Genomic DNA, 26,236 nt, shown 5'->3' with positions numbered 1-26,236 from the left:
TCTTGCATTAGGTCCCCCGGGACAGGAGCGTCCCGTGGGTTGGTGGTCATCATGGCGTGATGACCGGCCGTCCTCCCCGGCTAAGCGGGCCGGGGGAGAACGAAGCTTGATGCCGCCGCCCTACTGGATCTTGGTGACCTGGTTGAAGGACAGCGTGACGGGAGTTTCGCGTTCGAAGATCGACACCAGCACAACCAGCTGCTGGGATTCGGGCTTGATCTCCGAAATGGTGGCCGGCAGGGTCTCGAACGGTCCTTCGTTGACGGTGACGGATTCGCCGACCTCGAAGTTGACGGTGACCGGAGTGGACTGCTGCTTGACCGGCTTGCCGGAGGCCGCGTCGGTGTGGACGACGGTGTGCTCAAGCATGGAGAACACCTCGGCCAGGCTCAGCGGCACCGGGTTGTGGGCGTTGCCGACGAAGGCGGTGACGCCCGGGGTGTGCCGGACGGCACCCCACGACTCGTCGGTCAGGTTCATGCGCACCAGCACATAGCCCGGGATGCGGACCCGGTTCACGATCTTGCGGGTGGTGTTCTTGATCTCCACGACCTCTTCCATGGGGACCTGGATTTCGAAGATGAAATCCTCCATGTCGAGGGTCTGGATGCGGGTTTCCAGGTTGGCCTTCACCCGGTTCTCGTACCCGGCGTAGGAGTGGATGACGTACCAGTCACCCTCCTGCCGGCGCAGCTTGGCCTTGAAGGCCTCAACCGGGTCCTCCTCGGCGGGCGCCCCGGCCTCGCCGGATTCGGACTGCTCCGCGTCGTCGGCCTCGGCGGAAGCCTCAACCTCGGAGTCTTCTACCTCGGAGTCGTCTACCTCGGAGTCGTCTACCTCGGAAGTCTCGGCCTCTGAGCCTTCTGCCTCGGAATCCTCTGCTGCGGTCTCCGCGGGCACGTCAAGCTCGGCGGAGTCGTCAGCGACGCCCGCCTCGACGGCCTGATCCTCGTTCTCCAGACCATCGTCAATTGTGATCTGCCGTTCGAGTTCTTGCTCGGACACCTAGCTGCCTGCTTTCTGGGTTTCTTCAGCTTTATATTGCTTGGGCTATAACGTCACCTGCGGGCTGGACGGTTCAGCTTTCGCTGTCCCCAAACACCCAGACCGCCCCGGTTCCAAAGACGTAGTCGAGACCCGTGACGATAAGGATCATCAGGATCACGAATGCCAGCACCGTGATGGTGAACCTCACCAGTTCCTGACGGGTCGGGGTGACGACCTTCCTCAGTTCGGCGATGACCTGCCGCACAAAGAGAGTGATCCGCCCGAAAAACCCGCGCTTGGGGTTCTCCTTGCTGGCGGGGCTACCCTTGGAGCTGCTCGCGGCCGTATCGGTCACCTTCAACCTCATCAATCTGTGTGGGTTTCCAGCCGGGCCGCGTTCACGCGGCTCCGACTACTCATAAGTCATGCCGAGCAGGTCTTGTGCCTGTACCGGAAACTTCGTGATGTTCTACTGCCGCACCGCCGCGTCCTGCTCGACGGTTACGCGCAGGGCAGACAGGACTCGAACCTGCAACCTGCGGTTTTGGAGACCGCTGCGCTACCAATTGCGCCACTACCCTATGGAACCGGATCACCGTCCGATCCGCTCCGCTGCGATCCCTGGGGGACGTTTCGCGGGCACGAACCATTGGAGTGATCCAACACCGAGGATCAAGTCTACGCAATACCCGCCGGAGAGTCGAACCGGCGCCTTGGGGCGGGGGTCGGAGGGCGCCGGCGTCACGGATCGGCGCAGGAACGGGCCAACAGCCTAAGCTGGGACTGCCATACTTCTTCACGAGAAAACGGGACCCGATGACCGAGCTTTCCACCCGTCACTCCCTGCCGCGCGTCTCCCGCAGGATCGCCTCAATCGCCGAATCCGCGACGCTTGCCGTCGATGCCAAGGCCAAGGCCCTGAAGGCCGCGGGCCGGCCGGTGATCGGTTTCGGCGTCGGCGAGCCCGATTTCCCCACCCCGGACTACATTGTCGAGGCGGCGGTCGAGGCCGCCCGCCAGCCGCGCTTCCACCGCTACTCCCCCGCCGGGGGCCTGCCGGAGCTGAAGCAGGCCATCGCGGTGAAGACGCAGCGTGACTCCGGCTACGCCATCGACCCCGCCCAGGTGCTCGTGACCAACGGCGGCAAGCAGGCAGTCTACGAGGCGTTCGCGTCACTGCTCGACCCCGGCGACGAGGTGCTCGTGCCCACCCCGTTCTGGACCACCTACCCGGAGGCCATCCGCCTGGCCGGCGGTGTTCCTGTCCAGGTTTTCGCAGGGCCCGAGCAGGGCTACCTGGTCACCGTCGAACAGCTCGAAGCGGCCCTGACGCCGCGGACAAAGGTGCTCCTGTTCGTGTCGCCGTCGAACCCCACCGGGGCCGTGTACCCGGCGGATGCGGTGCGGGACATCGGGAACTGGGCGGCGGACCAGGGACTGTGGGTGGTCACCGATGAGATCTACGAACACCTGACGTACGACGGCGTTCCCTTTACCTCGATCGCCGCGGCGGCGCCCGCGCTGGGCGACCGGGTGGTGATCGTCAACGGCGTGGCGAAGACCTATGCCATGACGGGCTGGCGCGTCGGCTGGATGGTCGGCCCGCAGGACGTAGTCAAGGCGGCGACGAACCTCCAGTCCCATGCGACGTCGAACGTGGCGAACGTGTCGCAGATGGCCGCCCTGGCTGCCGTCTCGGGCCCGCTCACCGCGGTCGAGGAAATGAAGACCGCCTTCGATCGGCGCCGCCGGGCCATGGTGGCGGGGCTGAACGCCATTGACGGCGTCGAGTGCCCCACGCCCCATGGCGCGTTCTACGCCTACGCCGACGTGCGCGGCCTGCTGGGGCGCAGCCTGGCCGGAACCACCCCGCGGACCTCCGCCGAGCTGGCCACCCTCATCCTGGAGCAGGTCGAGGTGGCCGTGGTCCCGGGTGAGGCCTTCGGCCCGAGCGGCTTCCTCCGGCTCTCGTACGCCCTCGGCGACGAGGATCTGGCCACCGGCGTGGCGCGGCTGCAGGAGTTCCTGTCCGGCGCGAAGTAGGCGGCGAAGTGGACCCCGCTCAGAGCAGTCGCCGTTCGGCGGCCCACCGGGTCAGTTCGTGGCGCGAGGAGAGCTGGAGCTTGCGCAGCACCGCCGACACGTGGGTTTCGACGGTCTTGACCGAGATGAACAGCTCCTTGGCCACCTCCTTGTAGCTGTAGCCGCGGGCGATCAGCCGCATCACCTCGAGCTCCCGCGCGGACAGCCGGTCCAGCTCGGTGCCGGTGGAGGCGACGGCGGCGGTGCCGAAGGCGTCAAGGACGAAGCCGGCCAGCCGTGGGGAGAACACCGCGTCGCCTGAGGCGATCCGGAAGACGGCATCGGAGATCCCCGCACCGGAAATGGTCTTCGTGACGTACCCGCGGGCGCCGGCGCGGATGACCGCCACGACGTCCTCGGCGGAATCGGAGACGCTCAGGGCCAGGAAGCGCGTCGAGGCGCCCAGGTCGCCGCAGCCGGCGATCACTTCGGCCCCTCCCCCGCCCCGGCCGCCGGGCAGGTGCACGTCAAGCAGGACGACGTCCGGCCGGCGGGCCCGGACCACGGCGACCGCCTCCTCGACCGTGGCTGCCTCACCCACCACCCGGATCCGGCTGTCCAGGTCCGAGCGGAGCCCGGAGCGGAAGATGGCGTGGTCGTCAACGACGACGACGGACACCGTTGAAGGCGGATTGTTCGGTACTGGCTCATCCGTCATGGCTGCGGTTCTCCTGCTCGGGCATCTTCAGATGGACTTCGGTCCCGTCGGGACCGCTGCGGATGGTGGCGGCGCCCCCGTGCCGCTGCATCCGCGTGGTGATGGACTCGCGGATTCCGAGGCGGTCGGCCGGCACCGCGAGCGGGTCGAACCCGGGCCCCCGGTCACGGATGAAGGCCTCGGACCCGGAGGGCCCCGCCTCCAGGTAGACCGAGACGGTGCCCCCGGCATGCTTGGCCGCGTTGACGATCGCTTCGCGCGCCGCCTGGGCGAGCGCCTCCTGCCCGGCGGTCAGGGGCGCGTCACCGACCGCGACCACCTCGACGGGATGCCCATAGCTGTCCTCGACCTCTCCGGCCAGGGCCCGGAGGCGCTCGGTGAGGTTGCCGGAGTGGCCGGCCGGATCGGCGTAGAGCCAGTGCCGCAGTTCACGCTCCTGCGCCCGGGCCAGGCGCACGACGTCCTGTTCGGAGCCGGCGCGGTTCTGGATCAGGGCGAGGGTCTGCAGCACCGAGTCGTGGAGGTGGGCGGCGATTTCGGCCCGCGCCGCCTCCCGCACCCGCCCGGCCCTCTCATCCTCGAAGTCCTTCCAGAACCTCAGCGCCCAGGGAGCGAGCACCAGCGCCACCCCGGCGAGGACCGCCCCCGTGGCCAGGAGGGTGGCCCAGGTCAGGTCCCAGGAGATCGCCCCGGAGACCATGACCAGGACGCCGACCATGACCAGCACCAGGCCCAGCAGGAGCCGGGCCAGTCCGGCGGCGCGGTCGGCTCCCGCCTTGTTCCTCAGGCCCTCGCGCCGCGCGTCATCGAGCTGGCTCCACGCCAGCACGGCGCCCACCCCCGCTGCGGCGACGGGGAGGACCTGCCTCAGGCTCACGGCGAAGCCGAGCTCCTGCGCGATGAAGACTCCGGCCAGGAGCAGCAGGCCCACACCAAGAAGCAGTTCCTTCCGCCCGGGACGGAGGCGTCCGCCGGCCCGCCGGGCCGGACGCACGAACGCACCGGCCACGGGCGGAGCGGCGTTGCCGGGCTCCGAGGGTGCGGACGGTGGATGCGGGGCGGCCGGGGACGGCAGGGCGGCGGCAGCCGGGAGGAACAGCGCAGGAGCGGGCGGGGGCCTCAGGGTGGGGGCGGGCGGAGCGAACCGGAGCGGGGCAACGAGCCGGTCCGAGGCCATGGGCACGAAGATCCAGAGCCAGGCGTAGAGGAAGACCCCCGCCCCGCCGGCCAGGGCCAGCAGGACCATGAGGACCCGCACGACGCGCAGCCGCACGCCGAGGTGGACGGCCAGTCCACCGCACACGCCGGCGACCAGGCCGTCGGGCGAACGCAGCAAGGGCGGTTTCATAGCTCAATCCAAGCACGCCGATGGGCTTCGGGGATGCCCCGGGCGCACAATCAGGGGTTCCCTCAGGGGTGAATTCAGGGCAGCCCCCGATGGCTGGCGCAGCAGCGCACTGGAAGGATCGAACTATGACTTCCGAACCGCCCCTTGAACCGCTGCCTCCCGAACGCCCCGCCGGCGACGCCCCTCCGGGCCGCGTCCCCGATCCGGCCGGTTTCTCCACCGGCCCGGGTGGAGGCTATTCCAGCCGGTCCGGCTCCACGGCGGCCCCGCCGCCCCGCCCTGCGCCGTCAAACGGCTTCTTCGACCGGATGCGCTCACTGCAGATCACCCGCACCTCGGACCGCTGGATCGGCGGGGTGGCGGGAGGCATCGCCTACCGCACAGGGCTCGATGTGGCCCTGGTCCGGGGCATCGTCGTCGTGCTGGCGATCTTCGGCGGCATCGGCGTCCTGCTGTACGGCCTGGCGTGGGCGCTCCTGCCCGAACCGGACGGACGCATCCACGCCGAGTCGGCCGGACGCGGCACCTGGACCTCCGGTATGACCGGGGCGCTGCTGCTGGTCATCGCCGGGCTCTGGCGGCCGAACCTGCCGTTCCTCGGTGACGAGGGCGGCGGCTGGGGCGGCTGGGGGGTGCTCTGGACCCTGATCTGGGTGGGCGCCGCCGTCTATGCCGTGTACTGGGCACTGACCGCGCGCAGCAGGAACAACCCGGCAGCCGCCGGCAGGCCGGCCGGCGCACCCGGGATGATGGGGGCGTACGGCGCACCCGGAACGACCCAGCAGTTTCCGGCCACGAGCTACCAGGCGGGACCTCCGCCCACCGGCCAGCAGTACCCCTCGACGGAGGCCCTGGGCACGGGCGCTGTCCCTCCGCGCCCGGCCGACCCGCTGCCGGCCGACTTCCCCGGATCCGGGTACCCACCGACCACCGGGTACACGCCGTCCGATTACCTCTCCGGCGGGTCCGTTCCCCCGGGGTCGCTGCCTCCCGGCTACGCCCTGCGCCCGGTACCGCCGCCGCGCCCCCGCACCCCCGGCCCCACCGGCAGCGGCGTAGCGCTCAGCCTGGGCGTGGCCGTGCTCGCCGTCGGCATCATCCTCGCCCTCGACTACGCGGCCCTGATCGACCTCGGCCGGACCGCGCTTCCCGTGGCCCTCGCCTCGGGCGCCGCCGTCCTAGGGATCGCCGTGGTGACCCTGGGCCTGCTCGGGCGGTCCTCCGGGTTCGTCGGTTTCGCTGCCGGCGCCGCGGTCTTCGCCGCCCTCATCGGCTCCGCGGTGGCCGCCGCCAACTTCGACGACGGCGCCTCGGTGGTCGGCCGTGACACCCCGCTGTCGGCATCCTCGGTGCGGGCCGCGGAGGAGGGTTACACGGTGGTCGCCGGGCGCAGCACGCTTGACCTGCGCAGCCTCGACAACCTGAGGTCCGACGTCGTCGTCCCGGTGCGGGTGCTGGCCAGCAATGTGGACGTCCTTGTCCCGAACGACGTGCCCGTCGAGGTCCGTTCCGAGGTCGCCCTGGGCTCGGTGCGCACGGGCGAGGGCGTCGACGCCTCGGTCTCCGAAGGGTTCTGGCAGCCCGGAACCACCGAGCTGAACGAAACAGCCGACGGCCCGTCGATCATCCTCGAGGTCGGCGGCGCCGTCAGCCGGGTCAGCGTGTCACAAAACGAGATTGGATTCGACCAATGAGTACCTCCGAAAAGTCAGCAGCACCCCGCCGGGTGCGCACGGGAACCGTCGTCTGGGGAGCGGTGATCCTGGCGGTCGCGGCCCTGATCCTTGTCTCACTGCTCACCGGCATCCGGTTCGACCTGGGGATCGTGCTCCTGGGGCTGCTCATCGGCGCGGGTATCGCCCTCGTGGTGGGTGGCATCTCCTCGATGACGCGCCGGTCATCCGCGGCAGGCGACGACCCCGATGGCGACAACGGCCATACTGAAACTCCAAGCCTCTGACTCCGTCCTCCAACCGAAAGGCTCACCATGGACCCCCTCTTCCGGATCCTCCGCTCCTCCCCCGTCAAGCGCGCACCCGGCGGCATCCTCGGGGGCGTCGCCTCGGGGATCGCGGCGCAGTTCAACTGGCCGGTGTCCTACGTGCGGATCGCAATGCTCCTGAGCTTCCTGCTTCCGGTGGTGAGCCTTCCGATGTACGGGGTGCTGTGGCTCCTGCTGCCCAAGACCGACGGGACGATCGCCCTTGAGCAGCTGCTGAACCGCACCACCCGCCGATGACTCCAGAAAGACCCGGTGCGGCACATCCGCACCGGGTCTTCTGCTGCCCGGTTCCGGTGCGCGCGGCGGGCACCGGAACTACGATGATGCCGTGGAGCCCCTCTTCGAATTCGCCGGCAGCTACTGGTGGCTCATCTTTCCGCTGAGCGGGGTGTTCGCTGCCTGGGGACGGTCCTGGTCCCGGGCCAATGAGCGCAGGCACCAGCGCAAGGTGGAGCTTTACACCCTGAAGCACCAGGGCGAGCAGGTCCTGCAGGCGAGGATCGGCGAGGTGGAAGCGGTGACCGCCGCCCACGAGGCCGTCAACCGGAAGTGGCTGGACTACGAACTCGACGTGGGGAAGCTGATCGACTACCCCCTGATGACCGACGTGCGTGAACCCCTGACCGTCGCCTTCCTCCGCGCCAAGCGCGCAGCCGACGCACTCCGCCCGGCCGCACCGGACACCCTGAGCGCCGCCGGATTCGCCGAGTACCGCTCGGCGGTCAATGACTACGACGTCGCCTTCCAGGTCGCCGAGGCGGAGGCACGCCGGCTCAAGGACTCGGCCTTCACCGGACCGGAACGCCAGCGGCTGGCCCGGGCGCGGAAATTGCTCGCCCTGGCGCTCGACTACGCTGCCAGCCCGGCCGAGCGGCAGACCGCGTACCGGCGGGCGCGGCGGGAGCTCGACGGACTGATCGTGCTGCCGGACACAGCGGTCGCCTCCCTGGAGGCGAAGGTGGCAAGGATGCTGAACGGCGGTCCGGGATCCTCCGCCGCGGGATGACCTACACTTCGACCATGTCCCCGCCGGTCCTCTTTTCCGAGCAGCCCATCCTCAGGGGAACCCTGTGCACGCTTCGTCCCTTCACCGCCACGGACATCGAGGCGATGGGGCCCATCCTTGCCGATCCCGAGGTGCTGCGCCTCACCGGAAGCGTCCATTCCACGGCCGAGGCGGAGGCCGGGACGCAGGAGCTGGATGAGCGGACGCGCACCTGGTACCAGACCCGGGCCCATCAGCAGGACCGGCTGGACCTTGCCGTCCTCGACGCCCGGACCGGGGGCTGCGTCGGTGAAGCGGTGCTCAATGAGTGGCGGCCCGACGACGACGCCTGCAATTTCCGCATCCTGCTTGGGCCTGCGGGACGGGACCGCGGCATCGGATCCGAGGCGACCCGCCTTCTGATCGGCCATGCCTTCACCGCCACCGGGCTCCACCGGATCTCCCTCGAGGTCTTCGCGTTCAACCCCCGCGCCCGCCGGGCCTACGAGAAGGCGGGCTTCGTCGTGGAGGGAACCCTGCGGGAGGTGTTCAAGTTCGACGGCGAGTACATCGACGCCGTCCTCATGTCGGTTCTGCGCTCCGACTGGGAGCGCTCAGGCGGCTGAAGCAGTCCCTTAACTGAAGCAGCGGGCCCTCCATGGCCGGAGGACCCGCTGCTTCGGTCAGAGGAAGGTTCGTTCGGGACGGAGCGGCCAGCTAGCTGACCTGGAGCTCCCGGACGGTGAGGTCGGGGTAAAGCTGCGAGAGGTCGCCGGCGAGCGCCTCACGCACATTGTGGGTCAGCTCGCCGAAGAGCACCTCCGGCTCGCCGTCCTCGACGGCGTCCAGGGCCGCGGAGACCACTTCGGCGGGGTCGGATTTCTGCTCGGCCGGGATGTGCGCGCCCATGTCGGTGTCCATCCAGCCCACGTGCAGCGCGGAGACGGCGATCCCCTGGGGGGCGAGCTCCTGCCGGGCGGCGTTGGTCATCGCCCAGGAGGCGGCCTTCGCGGCACTGTACGCTCCGACGTCGGGGAAATGCGCCCAGGACAGCACGGAGAGCACGTTGTGGATCGCCCCACCGCCGTTCGCGGCAATGATCGGCGCGAACGCCCGCGTCATCTCGAGGGTGCCGAAGAAGTTGGTTTCCATCTCCTGGCGCACCGCGGCCGCGGTGCCCTCGAGGAGGCTGGTCGGGGTGAGGATGCCTGCGTTGTTGATCAGGATGTTGACGTCCTGCGCGGCGGCCGCGGCCGCGGCGACGGCGGCGGGATCGGTGATGTCGAGGGCCACGGGCACGACGCCGGGCTGGCTGACCTCGATGCCGGACCGGGAGGCCGCGTAGACCTTCACCGCTCCGCGCTCGAGGAGTTCCTCGACGAAGAGGCGGCCGAGGCCGCGGTTGGCCCCGGTGACAAGAACAGTTGAGCCCTGAATGCGCATGGAAAACCTTTTCTGGGAGGATGAGTCCTCAAAGAATATCATGCAGTCCTATTAAAGGACCAGTGCGTTCCCGGGGTGGTCAGGGATTGATGGCAAGGAAGATGAACGCCGCCAACAGGATGAGATGAACCGTTCCCTGGAGCCGGGTCGCCCGCCCCGGCGCCACCGTGAGCACGCTCACGACGACCGTCAGGGTCAGCAGCACGATCTGGGTGGACCCGAGACCGAGGATGAGGGGTCCCTCGAGCCAGAGCGTGGACAGGGCGATCGCGGGAATCGTCAGGCCGATGCTCGCAATCGCCGAGCCGTAGCCGAGGTTGAGGCTGGTCTGGATGCGGTCCCGCAGTGCCGCGCGGGTGGCGGCGAGGCCCTCGGGGGTGAGCACCAGCAGCGCGATGACCACGCCGACGAAGGACTCGGGGATACCCGCCGCCTTCACCCCGGCCTCGATGGTGGGCGAGACGGCCTTTGCCAGTCCAACCACGGCGATCAGGGCGACAGCCAGCAGTCCGAGGCTGACGAGCGCGGCACGGGTGGTGGGCGGCGCGGCGTGTTCCTCGGCGTCATCGGGGGCCGCGGTCCGCCTGCCGGGATGCGGGGGCACCGGCAGGAAGAAGTCGCGGTGGCGCACTGTCTGAGTTGAGACGAAGGCGGCATACAGGGCAAGGGAGGCGACCCCGGCAAAGGCCAGCTGCGCCGGCGAGAATTCCGGCCCGGAGCGGGCGGAGGTGAAGCTGGGCAGCACCAGGGTCATGGTGGCGAGCATGGCAATCACGGCAAGGGCGGCTCCCGTCCCCTCGGTATTGAACCGAACTGTCCCGAAGCGCACTGCGCCCACGAGCAGCGACAGACCTACAATCCCGTTGGCGGTGATCATCACCGCGGCGAAGACCGTGTCCCGCGCCAGGGAAGCGGTCTCGGGTCCGCCGGAGATCATGAGCGTGACGATCAGCGCCACCTCGATCACCGTCACCGCCACGGCAAGGACGAGCGATCCGAAGGGCTCCCCCACCCGGTGGGCAATCACTTCGGCGTGGTGCACCGCGGCCAGGATGGCACCCACCAGGACGACGGCGACCACTGTCACGGCCAGCGCCCCCAAGTTCCGCTGCCAGGTCAAGACGAGCATGAGCAATGCGACCGCCGGCACGGCGACGGTCCAGGAGGAGCGCAGGCGTCCGATCAGCGAAGGCACAGCAGACCTCCGTCCGTTGAGCGGTCTGTCATGACCCCGTCCGTCACCGCTCCGGTGCACCCACTGTTACGATCCATGCCGCTCTCTCCTGTTCCGACCCACACTGTTACGATCCACGCTGTTTACGCCCCCACTGCTCCGACCCATACTGTTCCGATCGAAAGTGTCCCCTCCACCTTCCCCGGTTGCGGTCCCCCCGCGCAACGCGGGGCGGGCGGGCCCGGCGCGGCGGCCGGGGTGGGGGCGCGATGGGGGCGGGGGCTGAACGGGGGTTGAACCGGGTGCTGAAACGGGTGCGGTAAATGGTCCGGAGTGCCCATAATGGTCCACCGGGGCCCGCACCGAGCGAAGGAACTCCATCATGACTTCCGAAGACGACTTCCCGAAAAACCTGTCAAACGACGTCGGCCCGGCCGAAAGCCCGGCTGTCGAGCCCGGGGGCCGGCTGCCGGAGGAGGAACCGTTTTCCTTCGCCGGTGCCACGGAATGGCTCAACTCGCCTCCATTGACCGGAGCTGCCCTCCGCGGCCGGGTGGTCCTGGTCAACTTCTGGACCTACACGTGCATCAACTGGCTCCGGGCCCTGCCGTACGTGCGCGCCTGGGAGGAGGCCTACCGGCGCCACGGCCTGGTGGTGATCGGGGTGCATTCACCCGAATTTTCCTTTGAGCACGACGTCGGGAATGTCCGGCCCACTCTGGAGGCCCTCTCCATCGGCTACCCGGTCGCTGTCGACAGCTCGTTCCGGGTCTGGCGCTCCTTCGACAACCATTACTGGCCGGCGGTGTATCTCGTGGACGCGCGCGGCCGCCTCCGCCATACCAGCTTCGGTGAGGGCGACTACGAGGAAACCGAGGCGGCGCTCCGGCGGCTGCTGGCCGAGGCGGGGGCCGCCGATCCCGGTCCGGCGGTGGGCCCGGTCACCGGCGCGGGAATTGAAGCCGCCGCGGACTGGAACACCCTCCGGTCAGCTGAAACCTACCTCGGATATCAGCGGACCTCCGGGTTCGCGTCCCCGGGCGGCCTGGCGGCCGACCGCCTGCACGCCTATTCCGCGCCTTCACGGCTGCGGCGCGGGCAGTGGGGCCTGGTTGGCAGCTGGACGGCCGGCGCTGAGGCGACGGTGTCCGACGCGCCGGGAGGGCGTCTGCTCTGCCGCTTCCACGCCCGCGACCTCCATCTGGTTGCGGCTCCGGCCGCACCGGGGTCGGCCGTGCGGCTGCGGGTCCTGTTGGACGGCCGGGAACCCGGCGCCGATTCCGGCCTCGACATCGATGAGGCCGGCTACGGCACGATCACCGGTCCCGGCCTGTACCAGCTCCTTCGGCGCAGCGGTCCCGGGATCGAGGGCACCGCCGAGATCGAGTTCCTCGACCCGGGAGCCGGGGTGTACTGCTTCACCTTCGGGTAGGGCGCCGGCCCGAAGGTCCGCGTGCAATGCCGCCGCCCGCCCCGCCCTATGGTGCGCCCGGCAGATGCAACGCCCGGCACATTCAGGGTGGGCGGAGGTCAGGCCCGGACGATGCGGCCGACGCGGAACTGTGCGATCAGGCCGATCAGCCCGAGGAGCAGGATCACGGCTCCGTATCCGACAACCGTCGTCGGCAGGCCTAGAGGCGCTGCCAGCAGGCCGACCAGGACGACCGGCAGGCCGAAGGCGAGGTACGCGATGACCAGGACGGAGGCAATGGTTCCCGCTCGGTGCTGCGGGTCGGCCAGCGGCATGATGAGGCGCAGCGACGCCGAGAAGGCGCTGCCGAAACCGACCCCCGAGATCACGAGGCTGGCGACCATCAGGGCGAGGCTTCCGATGAGCACGCCCGACACGATGCCGGTAGCGCCGGCGGCCGCGGCGTAGATCCCGAGCTTCATTCCGGCGCGCGGAGCCAGGCGCGAGAACACGATGCCGGCGACCGCCGAGGTGCCCGCAGCCAGGAAGCCGACCAGGCCGTTGAGCAGGGCGCTGTCAACCTCGAAGACGTTGCGCACGAGGGTCGGTGCGAGGCCGAGGGAAAGCCCGGCGAGCATCCAGGTCGCGGCGATGACGGGGGCGGCGGCTGCGAATTCCCTGCGGGCAGCGGACGCGACGGCCACGCGCGGGGTCAGGGAGCGCCACGCTCCCGGGCGGCGGGTTGCACTCTCGGGCGTCAGGGCGACGACGACGATGCCCAGGACCGCGATGACAGCGAGGATCGTGAAGATCAGGCCGTTCGGGGATGAGGTGAATTCGATGGCGAACCCGGCGAGCAGTGCGCCCAGGGCGAGGCCGCCGGTCACGCCGACGCTGCCGAGGATGGCGCCGAGCTTCTTGCGGTTCGCCGGGGCGAGTTCGGCGAGCGAGGCCGAGAACGCGCTCGTCGCCGCGCCCGTGGCGATGCCCTGGACAACACGCGCTGCGATCACCCAGCCGGCGTCGGGGGCGAGAACGAACAGAATGGTGGAGACGAGCTGCACCAGGAGGGCGCCGATGAGCACAGGCCGGCGGCCGATGTGGTCGGAGAGGGAGCCGACGGTCAGGAGGGCCGCGAGGAAACCCCCGGCATAGGCCGCGAACGCCACAGTCAGGATGACCGCCGGGAAGTCCCATTGCTCCTGGTAGAGCGGCAGCAGGGGTGTCGGTGCCCCCGCCGCGAGGTAGAGACTGGTGAAGGCGATCGCGCTTCCCACGAAGGCTACGGGGGCGGGAAGGGTGAAGCGGGAACGAGCAGCAGGTGCTGGGCTGTCGAAGGATGACTGGGTGGTGGACAAATGAGTCTCCTGGTGGCGCGGCTGACCGCGAGGTGATGTTGGCCGCCGCACCCTGACCGTGCAGCTCGTCGTCGACGGGCTCCGGCCTGAAATGCTGGACGTGCGGTCGACTTTGACGAAATGTGAATTACTGGAAGCGATCCGGAGTGTCCGCATCCGCGTGCTCCGCCGTCCAACCACCGCACTTCCGCACGAAAGGGGCCGGCACTGTGAACGCCTCCACGAATAGAGCTAACCGTTTTGCTATCACGCACATTCCCCGGCCGGTGATCCAGGCCCCCATGGCCGGCGGCCCGTCCACGCCGCGGCTGGCCGCCGCGGTGAGCGGGGCCGGCGGACTTGGATTCCTCGCCGCGGGTTACAAGACGGCCGGTGCACTGCGCGCCGAGATCGCCGCGGTGAGGGACGTGACCGACGCCCCGTTCGGCGTCAATCTCTTCGTCCCCCAGCCCTCGGTCGCCCGTCCCGACCAGCTGGCCGAGTACGCGCGGATCCTCGCCCCCGAAGCGGAGCACCTCGGGGTGGACGCGGGTGAGCCGAGATACGACGACGACGACTGGAAGAACAAGATCAGCGTCCTCCTCGAGCTCGCCCCGGCCGTCGCGTCCTTCACCTTCGACGTACCGGAGCCCGGCATCATCAGAGCGCTCCAGGACCGCGGGGTGGCCGTGACTGTCACCGTCACCTCACGGCCCGAAGCGGAGAAGGCCGCCGCGGCAGGGGCGGATTCCCTTTCCGTTCAGGGGCCCGAAGCCGGCGGCCACCGCGGGACCTTCGATGCCACGGCACCGGGCAACCCAACGCCCCTGTACGCGCTCCTGGAGGACCTGGCCGGAATGGGAATCCCCCTGATCGCCGCGGGCGGCATCGCCACCCGGGCCGATGTTCAGGAGGCCCTGTTCCGGGGTGCCGTGGCCGTGCAGGCCGGCACCGCCTTCCTGCGGGCCGAGGAAGCGGGAACGCGGGCGGCGCACCGGGCGGCGCTGGCCTCACCCGCGTTTCCAGCCACCGCGGTGACAAAGGCCTTCTCGGGCCGGTATGCCCGGGGCCTTTCCAACGACTTCATGAAGCGGTACGACCCGGTGGCGCCCTTCGGCTATCCCGAGATCCATCACCTGACGAGTCCGCTGCGGGCGGCCGCGGCGGCGGCGAACGACCCCCACCGCATCAACCTGTGGGCCGGCACCGGCTTCAACCGCTGTGTTGCCGGCTCCGCGGCGTCGATCCTGGACCGGCTCAGTGACTGAGCCGGTCCGGCGCCGGCCTGCGGCCCGCAGGCCGGTGGAATTCAGTCAAGCAGCCACTGGCGGCCGCTTGGCCGTGGTTCCGCCGCGCTCAGCGCAACATACATGCCTAAGACCATGACGGCGAAGCCGAAGACACCGACAGAGATGCTGGCCGCGAGGCCCGAAAGCATCACGCCAATGAAGACCAGGAGGAACCCTGCGACGTCAATGAGCACGCCCAGGACGATGCGGCGGGTGGACACGGTGGGAGCCGCGGCCGGAGCGAGCGCGGCGGCGAGCCGGGGGTCATCGTCTCGCAGCTGTTGTTCCAGCTGGTCGAACAGTTGCTGCTCGCGGTCCGAAAGCGCCATCGGGATCTCCTTGACTGTCCGGCGCAGGTGCCGGGGTGGGGTGCCCTGATACGGGCGGGTGGTGGTTGGCCCTCAGCGGGCGGTCGGTAGTTCGCCCTGTGCGGGCGGTCGGTAGTTCGCCCTGTGCGGGCGGTCGGTGTGCGTGTACCGCCAGGGGCGGCCCGGACGGGGGCCGCCCCTGGCGGAGCTGCGGTAGCCGGCGGGGCCGGTTACTTGGCCGAGACCGGCTGGGGGCGGCCGTAGGTCTCGAGCAGGCGCAGCCAGATCTCACTGATCGTCGGGTACGCCGGCACAGCGTGCCAGAGACGGTCAAGGGGGACCTCGCCGACGATGATCATGGTCGCGGCCTGGACCAGCTCCGCCACGTCGGGTCCCACGAAGGTCACCCCAAGGACGACCTTGCGCTTCTCGTCGACGATCATGCGGGCCTTGCCGGTGTACCCATCGGCGTGGACCGAGGCGCCGGCAGTCCAGCCGAGCTCGTAATCCACAACCCGGATCTCATAACCGGCGCGGCGTGCGGCCGCGGCGGTCAGTCCCACCGACGCCACCTCGGGGTCGGTGAAGGTCACCTGCGGAACCGCCTCGTGATCAGCGGTGGCCACATGCGTGCCCCACGGGCCGTCCGAGACCACGGCGCCGGTGGCCCGGGCCGCAATCACGTCACCTGCCGCGCGCGCCTGGTACTTGCCCTGGTGGGTCAGCAGCACCCGCCCGGTCACATCGCCGGCAGCGTAGAGCCAGTCATAGCCGGGCACCTGCATCGTGTCATCCGTTGCCAGCCAGGCACCGGCAGTGAGTCCCACGGTCTCCAGACCGATGTCGGTGCTGCGCGGGCTGCGCCCGGTTGCGACAATGACCTCTCCGGCGGTGATCGTGCCGCCGTCGGCAGTTTCAATGGTGACGGTATCCCCGTCCCGCGTGACCTTCGTGGTCTTGGTATCGGTGAGCACGGTGGCACCCAGCTCGCGCAGGGATGCGCCGACCATTTCACCCGCGAAGGGCTCCATCTCGGTGAGAAGGCCGCTGCGGGCGATTAGGGTGACCTTCGTGCCAAAGCCGGCGAAGGCGGTGGCCATCTCCGTTGCCACGACCCCGCCGCCGATGATGGCAAGGCTTTCGGGCACGGACTTGATGCTGGTTGCCTCCCGGGACGTCCACGGGCGGGCCTCTACCAGGCCTTCGATGGGGGGAATCACGGCATCGGAGCCGGTGGTTACGGCCACCGCGTGGCGTGCGGTGAGCACGGTGACGGTACCGTCAGCGGCGGTCACGGTGACCTCCTTGGTGCCACTGATCCGTCCGTGGCCGCGCACCAGGTCGATTCCGGCGCCTTCGAGCCAGCCCACCTGGCCGGCGTCGTCCCAGTTGCTGGTGAAGGCATTCCGGCGGGCCAGCACTGCGTCAACGTTCAGCTCGCCGGTGACCGCCTCCGCTACGCCGGGCATGTGCCGAGCCGCGCGCAGCACCTGGGCTGAGCGCAGCAGCGCCTTCGAGGGCATGCACGCCCAATACGAGCACTCGCCTCCGACCAGCTCGGCCTCAACGACCACTGCGGTCAATCCGCCCTGGACGGCACGGTCGGCCACATTCTCGCCAACTGCACCTCCGCCCAGAACAATCAGGTCGTACTCAGTTTTTTCCATCGTCGTGTCTTCCCTCAAAATTTCGGTTCTGCCTTGAATCTCTTCTGGGTGGATGTCTTGTACGTTCCGGTATTGCTCCACCGGCACGGTCCTGCGGATTGGAACCGCCGCGGCGTCCGGTGATCCGGACGCCGCGGCGGGGTCTATTGGCCGGAGTTAGATGCGGCCGGGCAGGCGGGTGGTGATTTCCTGGAGGAACCAGCCGTTGCCGTCGGGGTCGGTGAAGGAGGCGTAGGAGGCGTAGGTGTTGCGCTCGGGGTCGGGCCCGGGGACGCGGTCCTTCTCCCCTTCGTGGTGCCAGATGCCCTTGGCGTCGTGCCAGACCTCGGAGATCTCGATGCCGCGGGCGGCGATGTCCTCGCGTGCGGCGATGATGTCATCGACGATCAGGTACAGGCCCTGCAGCGAGCCGGGGGCGCCGGCGGTGATGCCCTTGCCGATCATGATCGAGGCACCCGAGCCCGGAGGGGTGAACTGGACGACCCGGAGGTCCTCGTCAACGGTGAAGTCGGCGTCGAAGCGCCAGCCCAGCGAGTCGTAGAAGGCCTTCGCACGGTCCACGTCCGTGACGGGAACGGCTACTACCTCGAGCTTGAATTCCATGACAGGTCCTTTTCTTGATCGGCTGTGTGATTTGCTGTTGAAGGTGCCGCCGGGCCGGGTCCCCCTGCACTATCCCGGCTCTCGTAAAGGCGGAAATGGTGAGTCTTATTCCGCGGAGGGCCGGCAGAACGACTACGGCCGGCTAGCTGACTTCCTATTGCCCGACGGTGGGCCTGCGGGCTGCCCGTCCGAAAAATCCTGCTACTCCTCAATTAGGAGTGCTTGATCGTGTATGCGTATCAACTCAGACGTGGAAAAAATAATTCCCCTGCGCCCGAACCCCCTTCCCGCGGTTGTTCCGCAGGGTCAGGGCGCAACGGCGGACCGGAGGGGGCAGAAATCTGCAGGTTGGAGCAGCGGGCGTCCGGCAGCGGCGGCCCGAAGGGAGTGCTGTTGAGCGCATGGAAGACCCCAGCGCCGGGACCGGCGGGCCCCCTCAGGAGGGGTGGCCGGCACCTACGGCCGCAGCACGGGAGGACGCAGTCCTAGTCGGCGATGCCGAACGGGCCGAGGCTTCCGTAGTCGAGGCGCAGGGCCTCCATCATGGCCCAGGCGTTGGGCAGGGTGAACACGTCCGCTCCGCCCAGCCGGTCCACCCAGCGCGGAATTAGTTCGTCGGCGGACTTCGCCGCGACCGCGTCGAGGTAGGCCCGGAAGACCGCCCAGGCGTTCGACATATCAACCGGGGCCATAATCTCGCCCAGATCGACCGAGGACAGCGCCGCCTCCGTCGTGTTGTACAGGTCCCTCAGGTACTCAGCCTGCACCTCGACATCCTTGCGGGTGCCGGTGCGGGTTACGTGTCCGGGGACCAGCTTCTCGAAGGAGTACCCCAGCGTCTGGTCGACAGCGGTGACGTATCCGGGGATATTGGCGGACACGGCAAGGTTCGAGAACGGCACCCACCCCGGGAAGATGACGTCCACAAGCATCAGCACCTGACGCTTGGGCTCGTGGATGAAGATGTTCCCTTCGGCATGGTTGGGACCCTTGTAGTCGAGCTGCAGGGTGTGATCGCCCGACTGCAGCGTGTAGCCGTCGTCGAACTCGACCGTGGGAAGGGGGCGGTTCGGATCGCCGAGCTTCCGCAGCCGCTCCGCAGTGATCCGCTGGGCATACCGGGGTACGTCCTGGGGGTAGAGCGACATCGCCCCGACGTGGTCGGCATGCTGGTGGCTGTAGACGATCTGGGTGATGGGCTTGGACGTCACGCCCTTGATCGCCCGAAGAATGTTGTGACCCAGGGTCGGCGGAGCGTCGACGGCAATGACTCCGTCATCGGTGACGACGAACATCATCTGATAGGTGCCGTCACTCAACAGGAACATTCCGTCGGCGAGCTCCTCGACGTAATATCCCTCCTCCGGAACCTTCGGCCCGCGGGCAGTCTCGGGAACGGGAGCGGTGGGGACCAATCGCAGCGACGCTGCGGCCTCGGTAAAACTGAACGGCTTCCAGGGGGCTTCCGGGTCTGCGGACATGATGGAACGCCTTCCTAGATGTTCGGTCCACTATAGGCTTCAGTTATAGGTGCGCGCCTATTATCATGTCAAGGATGGGAAGGCAAACCATGAAACATCACGAAATGAAAGGCGTGCAAGCATGACTTTGCTGCGGCACACGCGGGTGGCCGACCTGCTCGGCCTGGATTTCCCTATCATCCAGGGCCCCTTCGGCGGCGGCCTCTCCTCCGAATCCCTCGTCGCCGCCGTCGCGGAGGCGGGCGGACTCGGGTCCTTTGGCGCCCACCACCTCCGTCCCGATGAGATCACGGCGCTGGTTGGCCGGCTCAAGGACGCGACGGCCCGGCCCTTCGCAGTCAACCTCTGGATACCGCTGGGCGGTGATTCAGCGGCCGGCGTCGACCAACTGGTGGCACAGGCGGCGTTGTTGGCCCCGTACTTCGAGGAGTTGGGCATCGACCCGCCGGAGCCATCGGTGGGTGCGCCCATTGACTTCGATGCCCAGTTGGACGCACTCCTGGCCGCGGCACCACCGGTCATCAGTTTTGTGTTCGGCGCGCCTGCTGCCGACACCGTGGACCGCGCGCGGCGCGCCGGAATCCGCCTGGTGGGGACGGCAACGACGGTCGACGAGGCGGCCGCCCTTGAGGAGGCCGGCGTGGACGTGATCGTCGCCTCCGGCAGCGACGCCGGCGGGCACCGCGGTGCCTTTCTTGCCCCGGCGGAGGAATCCCTGGTCGGGACGTTCTCGCTGGTGCCCCAGATTGTGGCTGCTGTCGACACGCCGGTCGTTGCCGCCGGCGGAATCGCCACGCCCTCCCAGATCCGGGCGGCACACGAACTGGGGGCCGAGGGGGTGCAGGTTGGAACGGCGTTCCTCGTGGCGGACGAGTCGGCCGCCTCGGCGGTCCACAAGCAGGCGGTCACCGGGCCGGCCGGCCGCAGCACGGTCCTGACCGGCGCCTTCACCGGGCGCCTGGCCCGCGGCCTGGTCAACCGGGTGACCCGGGAGGCGTCCGGATGGGACACCCACGTTCCGTACCCGGCCCTTGGCGCGATGACCTCGCCGTTCCGCAGGGCCGCAGAGGAGGAGGGGCGGGCCGATCTCGCCAGTTTCTGGGCCGGGCAGTCGGCGCCCCTGGCCCGGCTGGGCCCCGCCGCCGAAATCTTCGCCTCGTTTGCAGGGGCGTACGACTGACGGCGGGGCCGGACCCTACTGGATCTTCGAGACGTGGTAGTGGCTGATGAGCCAGCTTCCGCCGGTTCGCTGCAGCACCACCGTCAGATGGACCGGAATTACCCGGCCGTCAAGGAACGAGAAGTCGACGTCGGCGTAGGCCACGAGGACGTCTACCGACAGCCGGCGGTGCTGGAGGATCCGGAAGTCGGCCTGCAGCCCGGCCGGCTGCTTGTCGTAGTAGGCGATGATGGCAGGACGGCCGATCCCGTGATCCCTGTCGAAGCCCTGGAAGAGGGCATCCTCGGTGAACTGGGAGGCCACCTCCTCGGGCCGGTGGTCCCGGATCCCGTTTGCCCAGGCGGTGAAGACCGTATTGACGATACCGAGTGTGCCGGCGTCCGAGGCGTTCGCTTCAGGTACTTCGATTCCAGACGTTTCCATGTCTTGTCCTTCAATTTGAGTGCGGACACCTCCGGTGTCCCTGTCGGTGCAGGAGCGGGAGCGGGAGCGCGGCCCGCTCCAGGAAACCTAGCTGCCGGCGCTCTGGCCGCCGTCGACGTGGAGGACCTCGCCGGTGACGAAGGGGGCCTGCTCCAGGTAGAGGACGCCCTTGGCGATGTCCTCGACGGTGCCCATCCGGCCGATCGGGTGCTGGCCCGCGAGTTCGTCGTGGTCGTGTCCGGCGTGCAGCGGGGTCTTGATGTGCCCCGGGGAGACGGCGTTGACGCGGATTCCGCGGCCCGCATATTCGACGGCTAGCGACTTGGTGACCGAGGAGACGCCGCCCTTGGTGAGGTTGGCCAGGGCGGAGGGAAGGCCCGAGTTCGCGTACTCGACCAGGGTTGTGGTCACATTCACTACGTGTCCGGAGCCCTGCTCGAGCATCCGGGAAATCGCCTGCTGGGTCACGTAGAAGAACCCGCCGAGGTTCACCTGCACCACCCGGTCGTAGTCCTCCTTGGTGTACTCGGTGAAGGGCTTCCCGACGAAGATGCCGGCGTTGTTCACGAGCGTGTCGATGCGGCCGAACTTCTCGATTGCCGTGGCGACGACCTTCTCCGCGACGGCGGGATCCGAGATGTCACCGGCGACGGTCACGAAGTCGGGCTCGTCGGCGGGGGCGATGGAACGGGAGTTTGCCACGACGGCATAGCCGATGTTGCGCAGGGCTGCGGCGAGCCCTTCCCCGATACCCTGTGATCCCCCGGTGACGACGGCGACTTTGCGAAATTCCATAGTGTGCAGCTTTCTGTAGACGATCGGTCAACTACCGAGTACACAGTTATAGCCGACTGGTCTTATAATTGCAACATGGGACGAAAATCAGACGCGCACCAAAGAATCCTCGATGCCGGCACGGCGCTCTTCCAGCAGCGCGCCTATGCTTCGATCGGAGTTGCCGAGATCTGCGCAGCGGCCGGCGTACCGAAGGGGAGCTTCTACCACTTCTTCCCGTCGAAGCAGGCGCTCGCCCTCGAAGTGATCAATGCGCACTGGATCAAGCAGGGTGCCCAGTGGTCGGGCATCCTCACCTCCTCGGAGCCCGCCCTCGACCGCCTGCGGAAGCTGTTTCTCGCCACGGCGGAGGTGCAGACGACGGCGCTGAAGGGAACGGGCTCGGTCACTGGGTGCCTTTTCGGCAATCTTGCCCTTGAAGTCAGCGCGCAGGATAACCCGGTCCGGGAACGCCTGCAGCAGATCTTCGAGGAACAGATCGACCTCATCGAGGCCACTGTCCGGGAGGGCGCCGCTGCCGGGGAATTCGCAGGAGTCGACCCCCGCGGCACGGCCAGGTCGATCGTCGCGCAGATCGAAGGGATGGTTCTCTTCGCCAAGCTGTTCAACGATCCTGGCCAGCTCGATGCCCTGTGGCAGAACAGCCTCGCCCTCCTCGGACTCCAACCCGCTCCTGCCACGTGAGGCCCCGGGAGGCCGCCCGCCTGACCGGCGGCGTCCGGCTGACCGGCGGCGTCGACGTGGCCCCATTGCATAGCTCGGACGCCGAGCGCCTTGCCGCCGCGTACAGCCGCAACCGGGACCACCTGGCGCCCTGGGAGCCCGCGCGCTCCGGCCGGTTCTTCACCCCCGCGGGTCAGCGGGAGGTAATCGACGCGAAAGCCGCCCTCGTCGAGGCCGGTTCGGAGGTGCCATGGGTCCTGCTCCGGAACGGGCAGGTCGTCGGGACGGTCACCATCACCGGGATCGTGCGCGGCCCCTTCCTCAACGGCCACCTGGGGTACTGGGTGGATTCGGAGTTGACCGGGCGCGGGATCGGCTCGGCCGCCGTCGCCTTCGCGGTGGCGGCAGCGCGGGATGTCCTGGGGCTGCACCGCCTGCAGGCGGCGACCCTCCCGCTCAACACCGCTTCCCAGCGGGTGCTGGACCGGGCGGGGTTCGAGGAGATCGGAGTGGCCCGGGCGTACCTCAGCATCGCCGGACGGTGGCAGGACCACCGGCTCTACCAGCGCATCCTCGAGCCCTCCGGTGCGGCCGCCGTCCGGGAATAGACGCAGGCCGCGGCCTGTTATCGGGAGCACGAGTTAGGTCAATCCTGGTCTCGTGAAAAGGAGAATAGGCACTTTATGGCAACCGATTACGACGCCCCACGCGTCGCCCAAGAGGACCAGCCCGTTAACGAGTCGCTTGAGGCGATCAAGGCCAAGCACAGCGCCAACTCGCAGACGGCGGTCATCGACGTTGAGGAAAGCGACCTGGCGGACGGCTTTGAACTGCCTGGAGCGGACCTCTCCCACGAGGAGCTGCAGATCCAGGTCGTCCCCCAGCAGCAGGACGAATTCACCTGTATGAACTGCTTCCTGGTCCGACACCGGAGCCAGCTTGCCCGTGAGCACAACGGAGCGATGTATTGCTCCGAGTGCGAGAGCTGAGCCGGTCCCCCGCACCCAGCACCATTCGTCCACGCCAGCAGCAGGGAGTACATCATGAAGGTACGCAATTCACTCAGGGCCTTGAAGGCCATCCCCGGTGGTCAGATCGTCCGCCGCCGCGGACGCACCATGGTCATCAATAAGAAGAACCCCCGGATCAAGGCCCGCCAGGGCTGATCAGGCACCCGCAGCGGCCGGCACGCATTGAGCGTGCCGGCCGCTGCCGTTAACGGCACCGCCACGCAACGGCACCGCCACGGCGGGCCGACCTGCAAAGATGGGCAGGTGCCGCACCCCGCCAGAACCCGCCGCTTCCCGCCCCTGCTCGCCGCCGCCTGCCTGTTCCTGCTGGTGTCCGGGTATTTCGTCGTCCGGTTCCCGGACACCCCGGGGGCCGAGACCGCCTCCTACTTCTTCAACCTCCTCATTGCGCTTCCCGCGTTCATCGCCCTGGTCCGGCAGCTGGGGCCGGCCCGGGCCGCGGCCGCACTGGCCGCGGTGTCGGTCTTCGGCTACCTGATCGAGGGCGTCGGCGTGGCCACCGGTTTCCCCTACGGGGACTTCTCCTACGGCGATCCCCTCGGGCCGAAGGCCTTCGGCCTGGTGCCGTTCCTGCTGCCGCTGTCCTATGTTCCGCTGGTGATCGGAACCGTCGCGGTCTTCGCGGGACGGTGGACGGCCCTGCGGACCATCATCGCCTCGGCGGTGCTGCTGGTCCTGGTCGACGGAGTGCTCGACCCCGGTGCTGTCTCGCTGCGGTTCTGGATCTGGGCAGACGGCGGACCTTACTACGGGGTACCGCTGAGCAACTACGCCGGCTGGCTGCTGTCCGGGCTGTGCGCCGCGGCGCTCCTGACCCTGCTGGGTGGACGGCGCCTCACCCGCCGCCCCGTCCGGCCCGGGCTGCTCGACAGCCTGCTGCTCTCGCTCAGTTTCTGGCTCGGCGTGTCCATCTTCTCCGCACTGGTTTTTCCCGCCCTGCTGGCGGCGGGGCTCCTCGCCTTCGTGGTGCGGCGCCGCATTGCGCTCGCCGCCGCCCCCGCGCCTGCTCCAGCCGCCCGGTAGGCCTGATCGGCGGGCTGGCAGGCCTGATCCGGAGTGCCGGTCAGGACCGCCGGCGCCGTGTAAGCGACCGCAGCAGCCGTTCCGAGGACATCATCGCCCCGCCCAGGACCGCCGGCAGTCCACCGCCGGGATGCACCGAGGCACCTACCCGCCACAGCCAGGGCCGGCGGGGGCTCCACGGGGCGGGAACGTGGAACGGCCCGCTGAGCCATGCGGGGTGGACAGCCCCGTAGAGCGCTCCTCCGGCCGACCCGGCCTTGCTGAAATACTCCGGGTCGAGGACGAGGTGTTCGCCCAGATAGCCGGCCAGGGGCTCCGGCAGTCCGAGGGCCTGCGAGACCCGGTCGACCTCCCCGGCGATGAACCGGTCGTCCATCGCGTAGGCCCGGCCGTTCGCCGGGCTGGTCAGCAGAAGGGCAAGCGTCGGGGCCGCGTTCGGGTACACCTCGCCCGCCGGATAGTAGTTCGCGAAGGCCATGGTCTGCCCCGGTTCCGCCCCGGCCTCCAACGCGGAGTACAGCTCCCCCGGGGAATCGGGCAGGATCACGCTGTGCCGGGGGGTCCCCTCGGGCAGCGGCCGGTCCAGCACCGCATACAGTCCCACGGCCGAGCAGGAAAGCCTCCGCGGCGTCCGCGGCGGCCGGCCGGTAAGCAGCCCGGCCACCCGCTGCGCATCGACGCCGGCGACGACGGCGTCCGCAGGGTAGGTCCCCCGGGCCGTGCTCACGCTGCCCCGCCTGATCCTCCCCACCGGCTCCCCCGTGGAGATCTCCACCCCGGCGTCCACCGCCAGCCGCTCCAGCGCCAGCACCAGCTCATACACCCCGCCCCGGGGCACCCAGACACCGTCCTGGGCCATGACCGCAGGCATGCTCGCATACAGCGCGGGCGTCCGGGTGGGACTGACCCCGGCGTTGAGGGTATGGATCGCGATGACCTCCCGGAGCCCCTCCGGGAGCCACGGCAGGCTGTCCAGGTAGCTGCGGGTGGTGAGGCGGCCACCGTACAGCCGGGCGAGCCGGGTGAGCGCGGGATACGCGGCGCGTTCGAGCGGAGGGGTCGTCAGCAGCGTGGTGACCTCCGGCCCGAGGCCCCCGTGCAGCGCAGCGAACCGTTCCCAGGCAGCATGCCAGGGGTGGCCGGGCGGCACCGGAAGGCTGCAGGCCTCACCCCGGAAGGAGTACGTTCCCACCTCGGTGAGCCGAACGAGTTCGAGCCCGGCGGTGCCGGCGGCGCTGCCGGGCGCTCTGCCGGTGAGGGCGTCGATGCGGCGGAGCAGTTCCTCCCAGACTCCCGGAAAGGTGAACAGCGAGGGTCCGGTGTCCATGCGCTGCCCGGCAACCTCAACGCGCCGGCTCTTCCCGCCCAGGGTGGCCCCGCCCTCCAGCACGGTCACCGCGTGCCCGGCGGCGCCGAGGAGGGCGGCGGCCGCCAGGGACCCGATGCCTCCGCCCACGACGACGATCCGGCTCACCGGTAGATCCCCAGCAGCAGCGACCCGGTGAGCTGCACCCCTGCCACGGTGCCCGCGACATACGGGAAGGCGATGGAGTACCGGTAGAGCCGGTGCCCGGTTGCCGGGGACGGCGAGCGCAGGAGCGAGACGAGCAGCCAACCGGCGATCCCGCCGCTCACGATGGCCACGGGCAGGCTCACCAGTGCGAAGCAGACCGTGGAGAGGGCCCACCAGAACCCGCTCCAGCCAACGACGCCGCGCGCGCCCAGGCGCACCGCCGTCGTCGTGATCCCGGCCGCACGGTCCTCCCCGATGTCCTGGACGGCGTCGAAGGTGTGCTTGGCGGCGCTCCAGGCCATCAGGCCGACGGCGGCGGGCCAGAGGGGCGCGGCGCCGAGCGCGAGCGGGACGAAGACCAGGGGAAAGGCGTAGGCGGCGTTGCTGAGCGAATCGAGGTACGGACGGGCCTTGAAGCGCGGCGGCGGGGCGGAATAGGCGATGAACACCGCCGCGTACAGGCCGATCCAGGCCAGGGCCGGCCACGGCAGGGTTACCAGGAACCAGGCGAGGAACGGGAGGTTCGTGGCGGCCACCCAGGTCCAGATGGAGCGGACCTCCGCGGCCCGGATGCGCGCGCCCTCGAGCGATCCCTTGCGCGGGTTCAGCGCATCGGTGTCCTGGTCGAAGATGTCGTTGACGCCGTAGATCAGCAGGTTGAAGGGCAGGGTCAGCCAGATCAGCAGCGCCAGCGCCCCCGGATCCCACAGCTCGCCGGCGAGCCACATGCCCACCGCGCCGGTGCCCAGGGTGTTGATCCACAGCACGGGCCGCGAAATGGCAACCATCCGGGACGGTGCGGCCAGCAACCCTGATCGGGGCACGCGGGTCCT

At 69.1% G+C, this 26,236-nt stretch carries 29 protein-coding genes and 1 tRNA gene; 14 read left to right on the top strand and 16 right to left on the bottom strand.

All coding sequences use genetic code 11. From position 1 onward, the window contains the following. Window positions 1-120: 120 nt before the first annotated feature. The 3 genes from nusG to I6N91_RS05590 all read right to left on the bottom strand — a co-directional run bounded on the left by nusG (window position 121) and on the right by I6N91_RS05590 (window position 1,568). Entirely contained in the window at window positions 121-1,005 is an 885-nt protein-coding gene (nusG, locus tag I6N91_RS05600; RefSeq protein ID WP_198811466.1) for a transcription termination/antitermination protein NusG, read from the bottom strand. A gap of 73 nt (window positions 1,006-1,078) precedes the next feature. Beyond that, window positions 1,079-1,342 (bottom strand): preprotein translocase subunit SecE, encoded by a 264-nt coding sequence (gene secE / locus I6N91_RS05595; RefSeq protein WP_307843249.1) that lies wholly within the window; start codon window positions 1,340-1,342, stop codon window positions 1,079-1,081. A gap of 153 nt (window positions 1,343-1,495) precedes the next feature. After that, window positions 1,496-1,568, bottom strand: a tRNA-Trp gene (locus I6N91_RS05590). A gap of 235 nt (window positions 1,569-1,803) precedes the next feature. On the opposite strand from I6N91_RS05590, the gene I6N91_RS05585 reads away from it, so the two are divergent. After that, window positions 1,804-3,030 carry a pyridoxal phosphate-dependent aminotransferase gene (locus tag I6N91_RS05585; RefSeq protein ID WP_198811462.1) on the top strand — a complete coding sequence of 409 codons (1,227 nt, stop codon included), beginning with the start codon at window positions 1,804-1,806 and terminating at the stop codon, window positions 3,028-3,030. A gap of 19 nt (window positions 3,031-3,049) precedes the next feature. Here I6N91_RS05585 and I6N91_RS05580 read toward each other — a convergent pair whose 3' ends face one another. Further along, a complete protein-coding gene (locus I6N91_RS05580) occupies window positions 3,050-3,727 on the bottom strand; it encodes a response regulator transcription factor (RefSeq protein ID WP_198811460.1) in 678 nt (225 codons plus the stop codon). Next, complete coding sequence (locus tag I6N91_RS05575) at window positions 3,717-5,075, bottom strand: ATP-binding protein (RefSeq protein WP_198811458.1); 1,359 nt, start codon at window positions 5,073-5,075, stop codon at window positions 3,717-3,719. The genes I6N91_RS05580 and I6N91_RS05575 overlap by 11 nt, the downstream gene beginning before the upstream one ends. Window positions 5,076-5,200: 125 nt before the next feature. On the opposite strand from I6N91_RS05575, the gene I6N91_RS05570 reads away from it, so the two are divergent. From I6N91_RS05570 to I6N91_RS05550, 5 genes are all read left to right on the top strand, one after another. Continuing rightward, window positions 5,201-6,769: a PspC domain-containing protein gene (locus I6N91_RS05570; RefSeq protein WP_198811457.1), complete on the top strand. Its 1,569-nt coding sequence runs from the start codon at window positions 5,201-5,203 to the stop codon at window positions 6,767-6,769. Continuing rightward, entirely contained in the window at window positions 6,766-7,035 is a 270-nt protein-coding gene (locus I6N91_RS05565; RefSeq protein ID WP_198811455.1) for a hypothetical protein, read from the top strand. The genes I6N91_RS05570 and I6N91_RS05565 overlap by 4 nt, the downstream gene beginning before the upstream one ends. Window positions 7,036-7,062: 27 nt before the next feature. Beyond that, window positions 7,063-7,314 carry a PspC domain-containing protein gene (locus I6N91_RS05560; RefSeq protein ID WP_198811453.1) on the top strand — a complete coding sequence of 84 codons (252 nt, stop codon included), beginning with the start codon at window positions 7,063-7,065 and terminating at the stop codon, window positions 7,312-7,314. Window positions 7,315-7,405: 91 nt separating this feature from the next. Beyond that, window positions 7,406-8,083, top strand: coding sequence for a hypothetical protein (locus tag I6N91_RS05555; RefSeq protein WP_198811452.1), 678 nt, complete (start codon window positions 7,406-7,408; stop codon window positions 8,081-8,083). A gap of 14 nt (window positions 8,084-8,097) precedes the next feature. Next, window positions 8,098-8,688, top strand: coding sequence for a GNAT family N-acetyltransferase (locus I6N91_RS05550; RefSeq protein ID WP_198811450.1), 591 nt, complete (start codon window positions 8,098-8,100; stop codon window positions 8,686-8,688). Window positions 8,689-8,779: 91 nt separating this feature from the next. Here the strand turns inward: I6N91_RS05550 and I6N91_RS05545 are convergent, their stop codons facing one another. Beyond that, window positions 8,780-9,505, bottom strand: coding sequence for an SDR family oxidoreductase (locus I6N91_RS05545; RefSeq protein WP_198811447.1), 726 nt, complete (start codon window positions 9,503-9,505; stop codon window positions 8,780-8,782). Window positions 9,506-9,584: 79 nt separating this feature from the next. Then, a complete protein-coding gene (locus I6N91_RS05540) occupies window positions 9,585-10,634 on the bottom strand; it encodes an ionic transporter y4hA (RefSeq protein WP_198811788.1) in 1,050 nt (349 codons plus the stop codon). A gap of 427 nt (window positions 10,635-11,061) precedes the next feature. Between I6N91_RS05540 and I6N91_RS05535 the strand changes: the two genes are divergently transcribed. Continuing rightward, complete coding sequence (locus I6N91_RS05535) at window positions 11,062-12,111, top strand: redoxin domain-containing protein (protein ID WP_198811445.1); 1,050 nt, start codon at window positions 11,062-11,064, stop codon at window positions 12,109-12,111. 98 nt (window positions 12,112-12,209) lie between these two features. Here the strand turns inward: I6N91_RS05535 and I6N91_RS05530 are convergent, their stop codons facing one another. After that, complete coding sequence (locus I6N91_RS05530; RefSeq protein WP_198811443.1) at window positions 12,210-13,448, bottom strand: MFS transporter; 1,239 nt, start codon at window positions 13,446-13,448, stop codon at window positions 12,210-12,212. Window positions 13,449-13,714: 266 nt separating this feature from the next. On the opposite strand from I6N91_RS05530, the gene I6N91_RS05525 reads away from it, so the two are divergent. Beyond that, the gene (locus I6N91_RS05525) at window positions 13,715-14,695 is read left to right on the top strand and encodes a nitronate monooxygenase (protein ID WP_307843248.1); all 981 of its coding nucleotides are present in this window, start codon (window positions 13,715-13,717) and stop codon (window positions 14,693-14,695) included. A 41-nt stretch (window positions 14,696-14,736) separates the two neighbouring features. Here I6N91_RS05525 and I6N91_RS05520 read toward each other — a convergent pair whose 3' ends face one another. The 4 genes from I6N91_RS05520 to I6N91_RS05505 form a co-directional block, all read right to left on the bottom strand. Continuing rightward, on the bottom strand, window positions 14,737-15,045 hold the full coding sequence (locus tag I6N91_RS05520) for a DUF3040 domain-containing protein (protein WP_198811432.1): 309 nt from the start codon (window positions 15,043-15,045) through the stop codon (window positions 14,737-14,739). 209 nt (window positions 15,046-15,254) lie between these two features. Next, a complete protein-coding gene (locus I6N91_RS05515; protein ID WP_198811431.1) occupies window positions 15,255-16,691 on the bottom strand; it encodes an NAD(P)/FAD-dependent oxidoreductase in 1,437 nt (478 codons plus the stop codon). Between the two features lie 156 nt (window positions 16,692-16,847). Then, complete coding sequence (locus tag I6N91_RS05510; protein ID WP_198811429.1) at window positions 16,848-17,294, bottom strand: VOC family protein; 447 nt, start codon at window positions 17,292-17,294, stop codon at window positions 16,848-16,850. Window positions 17,295-17,779: 485 nt separating this feature from the next. Continuing rightward, entirely contained in the window at window positions 17,780-18,775 is a 996-nt protein-coding gene (locus tag I6N91_RS05505) for an MBL fold metallo-hydrolase (RefSeq protein WP_198811427.1), read from the bottom strand. 121 nt (window positions 18,776-18,896) lie between these two features. Between I6N91_RS05505 and I6N91_RS05500 the strand changes: the two genes are divergently transcribed. Beyond that, window positions 18,897-19,955 carry a nitronate monooxygenase family protein gene (locus tag I6N91_RS05500; protein WP_198811425.1) on the top strand — a complete coding sequence of 353 codons (1,059 nt, stop codon included), beginning with the start codon at window positions 18,897-18,899 and terminating at the stop codon, window positions 19,953-19,955. Between the two features lie 15 nt (window positions 19,956-19,970). Here I6N91_RS05500 and I6N91_RS05495 read toward each other — a convergent pair whose 3' ends face one another. Together I6N91_RS05495 and I6N91_RS05490 are read right to left on the bottom strand one after the other, a co-directional pair. Continuing rightward, the gene (locus tag I6N91_RS05495; RefSeq protein ID WP_198811423.1) at window positions 19,971-20,378 is read right to left on the bottom strand and encodes an SgcJ/EcaC family oxidoreductase; all 408 of its coding nucleotides are present in this window, start codon (window positions 20,376-20,378) and stop codon (window positions 19,971-19,973) included. Between the two features lie 87 nt (window positions 20,379-20,465). Further along, window positions 20,466-21,173 carry an SDR family NAD(P)-dependent oxidoreductase gene (locus tag I6N91_RS05490; RefSeq protein ID WP_198811415.1) on the bottom strand — a complete coding sequence of 236 codons (708 nt, stop codon included), beginning with the start codon at window positions 21,171-21,173 and terminating at the stop codon, window positions 20,466-20,468. A gap of 75 nt (window positions 21,174-21,248) precedes the next feature. Here I6N91_RS05490 and I6N91_RS05485 point away from each other — a divergent pair, with 75 nt between their 5' ends. From I6N91_RS05485 to I6N91_RS05465, 5 genes are all read left to right on the top strand, one after another. After that, the gene (locus tag I6N91_RS05485; RefSeq protein ID WP_198811412.1) at window positions 21,249-21,857 is read left to right on the top strand and encodes a TetR/AcrR family transcriptional regulator; all 609 of its coding nucleotides are present in this window, start codon (window positions 21,249-21,251) and stop codon (window positions 21,855-21,857) included. Further along, the gene (locus tag I6N91_RS05480; RefSeq protein WP_307843247.1) at window positions 21,854-22,444 is read left to right on the top strand and encodes a GNAT family N-acetyltransferase; all 591 of its coding nucleotides are present in this window, start codon (window positions 21,854-21,856) and stop codon (window positions 22,442-22,444) included. The genes I6N91_RS05485 and I6N91_RS05480 overlap by 4 nt, the downstream gene beginning before the upstream one ends. Before the next feature lie 75 nt (window positions 22,445-22,519). After that, window positions 22,520-22,825 (top strand): DUF4193 domain-containing protein, encoded by a 306-nt coding sequence (locus I6N91_RS05475; protein WP_198811411.1) that lies wholly within the window; start codon window positions 22,520-22,522, stop codon window positions 22,823-22,825. Between the two features lie 54 nt (window positions 22,826-22,879). Next, a complete protein-coding gene (locus I6N91_RS05470) occupies window positions 22,880-23,002 on the top strand; it encodes a ribosomal protein bL36 (protein WP_120164674.1) in 123 nt (40 codons plus the stop codon). A 108-nt stretch (window positions 23,003-23,110) separates the two neighbouring features. Continuing rightward, window positions 23,111-23,890, top strand: coding sequence for a carotenoid biosynthesis protein (locus I6N91_RS05465; RefSeq protein WP_198811409.1), 780 nt, complete (start codon window positions 23,111-23,113; stop codon window positions 23,888-23,890). 40 nt (window positions 23,891-23,930) lie between these two features. Here I6N91_RS05465 and I6N91_RS05460 read toward each other — a convergent pair whose 3' ends face one another. Further along, on the bottom strand, window positions 23,931-25,364 hold the full coding sequence (locus I6N91_RS05460) for an NAD(P)/FAD-dependent oxidoreductase (RefSeq protein WP_198811407.1): 1,434 nt from the start codon (window positions 25,362-25,364) through the stop codon (window positions 23,931-23,933). Then, entirely contained in the window at window positions 25,361-26,227 is an 867-nt protein-coding gene (locus tag I6N91_RS05455) for a UbiA family prenyltransferase (RefSeq protein ID WP_198811405.1), read from the bottom strand. The genes I6N91_RS05460 and I6N91_RS05455 overlap by 4 nt, the downstream gene beginning before the upstream one ends. Between the last annotated feature and the right edge of the window lie 9 nt (window positions 26,228-26,236).

The organism is Arthrobacter sp. MSA 4-2 (assembly GCF_016405885.1).
Classification (GTDB): domain Bacteria; phylum Actinomycetota; class Actinomycetes; order Actinomycetales; family Micrococcaceae; genus Arthrobacter_D.
This window is presented reverse-complemented; position numbering and strand designations above follow the sequence as displayed.

Coding starts and splice junctions, on each gene's coding strand:
- I6N91_RS05545 (WP_198811447.1), bottom strand. CDS start 9,505: ATGCGCATTCAGGGCTCAACTGTTCTTGTCACCGGGGCCAACCGCGGC.
- I6N91_RS05485 (WP_198811412.1), top strand. CDS start 21,249: ATGGGACGAAAATCAGACGCGCACCAAAGAATCCTCGATGCCGGCACG.
- I6N91_RS05515 (WP_198811431.1), bottom strand. CDS start 16,691: ATGGAAAAAACTGAGTACGACCTGATTGTTCTGGGCGGAGGTGCAGTT.
- I6N91_RS05520 (WP_198811432.1), bottom strand. CDS start 15,045: ATGGCGCTTTCGGACCGCGAGCAGCAACTGTTCGACCAGCTGGAACAA.
- I6N91_RS05570 (WP_198811457.1), top strand. CDS start 5,201: ATGACTTCCGAACCGCCCCTTGAACCGCTGCCTCCCGAACGCCCCGCC.
- I6N91_RS05540 (WP_198811788.1), bottom strand. CDS start 10,634: ATGCTCGTCTTGACCTGGCAGCGGAACTTGGGGGCGCTGGCCGTGACA.
- I6N91_RS05580 (WP_198811460.1), bottom strand. CDS start 3,727: ATGACGGATGAGCCAGTACCGAACAATCCGCCTTCAACGGTGTCCGTC.
- I6N91_RS05550 (WP_198811450.1), top strand. CDS start 8,098: ATGTCCCCGCCGGTCCTCTTTTCCGAGCAGCCCATCCTCAGGGGAACC.
- I6N91_RS05585 (WP_198811462.1), top strand. CDS start 1,804: ATGACCGAGCTTTCCACCCGTCACTCCCTGCCGCGCGTCTCCCGCAGG.
- I6N91_RS05505 (WP_198811427.1), bottom strand. CDS start 18,775: ATGTCCGCAGACCCGGAAGCCCCCTGGAAGCCGTTCAGTTTTACCGAG.
- I6N91_RS05535 (WP_198811445.1), top strand. CDS start 11,062: ATGACTTCCGAAGACGACTTCCCGAAAAACCTGTCAAACGACGTCGGC.
- I6N91_RS05500 (WP_198811425.1), top strand. CDS start 18,897: ATGACTTTGCTGCGGCACACGCGGGTGGCCGACCTGCTCGGCCTGGAT.
- I6N91_RS05470 (WP_120164674.1), top strand. CDS start 22,880: ATGAAGGTACGCAATTCACTCAGGGCCTTGAAGGCCATCCCCGGTGGT.
- I6N91_RS05575 (WP_198811458.1), bottom strand. CDS start 5,075: ATGAAACCGCCCTTGCTGCGTTCGCCCGACGGCCTGGTCGCCGGCGTG.
- I6N91_RS05475 (WP_198811411.1), top strand. CDS start 22,520: ATGGCAACCGATTACGACGCCCCACGCGTCGCCCAAGAGGACCAGCCC.
- I6N91_RS05510 (WP_198811429.1), bottom strand. CDS start 17,294: ATGGAATTCAAGCTCGAGGTAGTAGCCGTTCCCGTCACGGACGTGGAC.
- I6N91_RS05495 (WP_198811423.1), bottom strand. CDS start 20,378: ATGGAAACGTCTGGAATCGAAGTACCTGAAGCGAACGCCTCGGACGCC.
- I6N91_RS05565 (WP_198811455.1), top strand. CDS start 6,766: ATGAGTACCTCCGAAAAGTCAGCAGCACCCCGCCGGGTGCGCACGGGA.
- I6N91_RS05560 (WP_198811453.1), top strand. CDS start 7,063: ATGGACCCCCTCTTCCGGATCCTCCGCTCCTCCCCCGTCAAGCGCGCA.
- I6N91_RS05490 (WP_198811415.1), bottom strand. CDS start 21,173: ATGGAATTTCGCAAAGTCGCCGTCGTCACCGGGGGATCACAGGGTATC.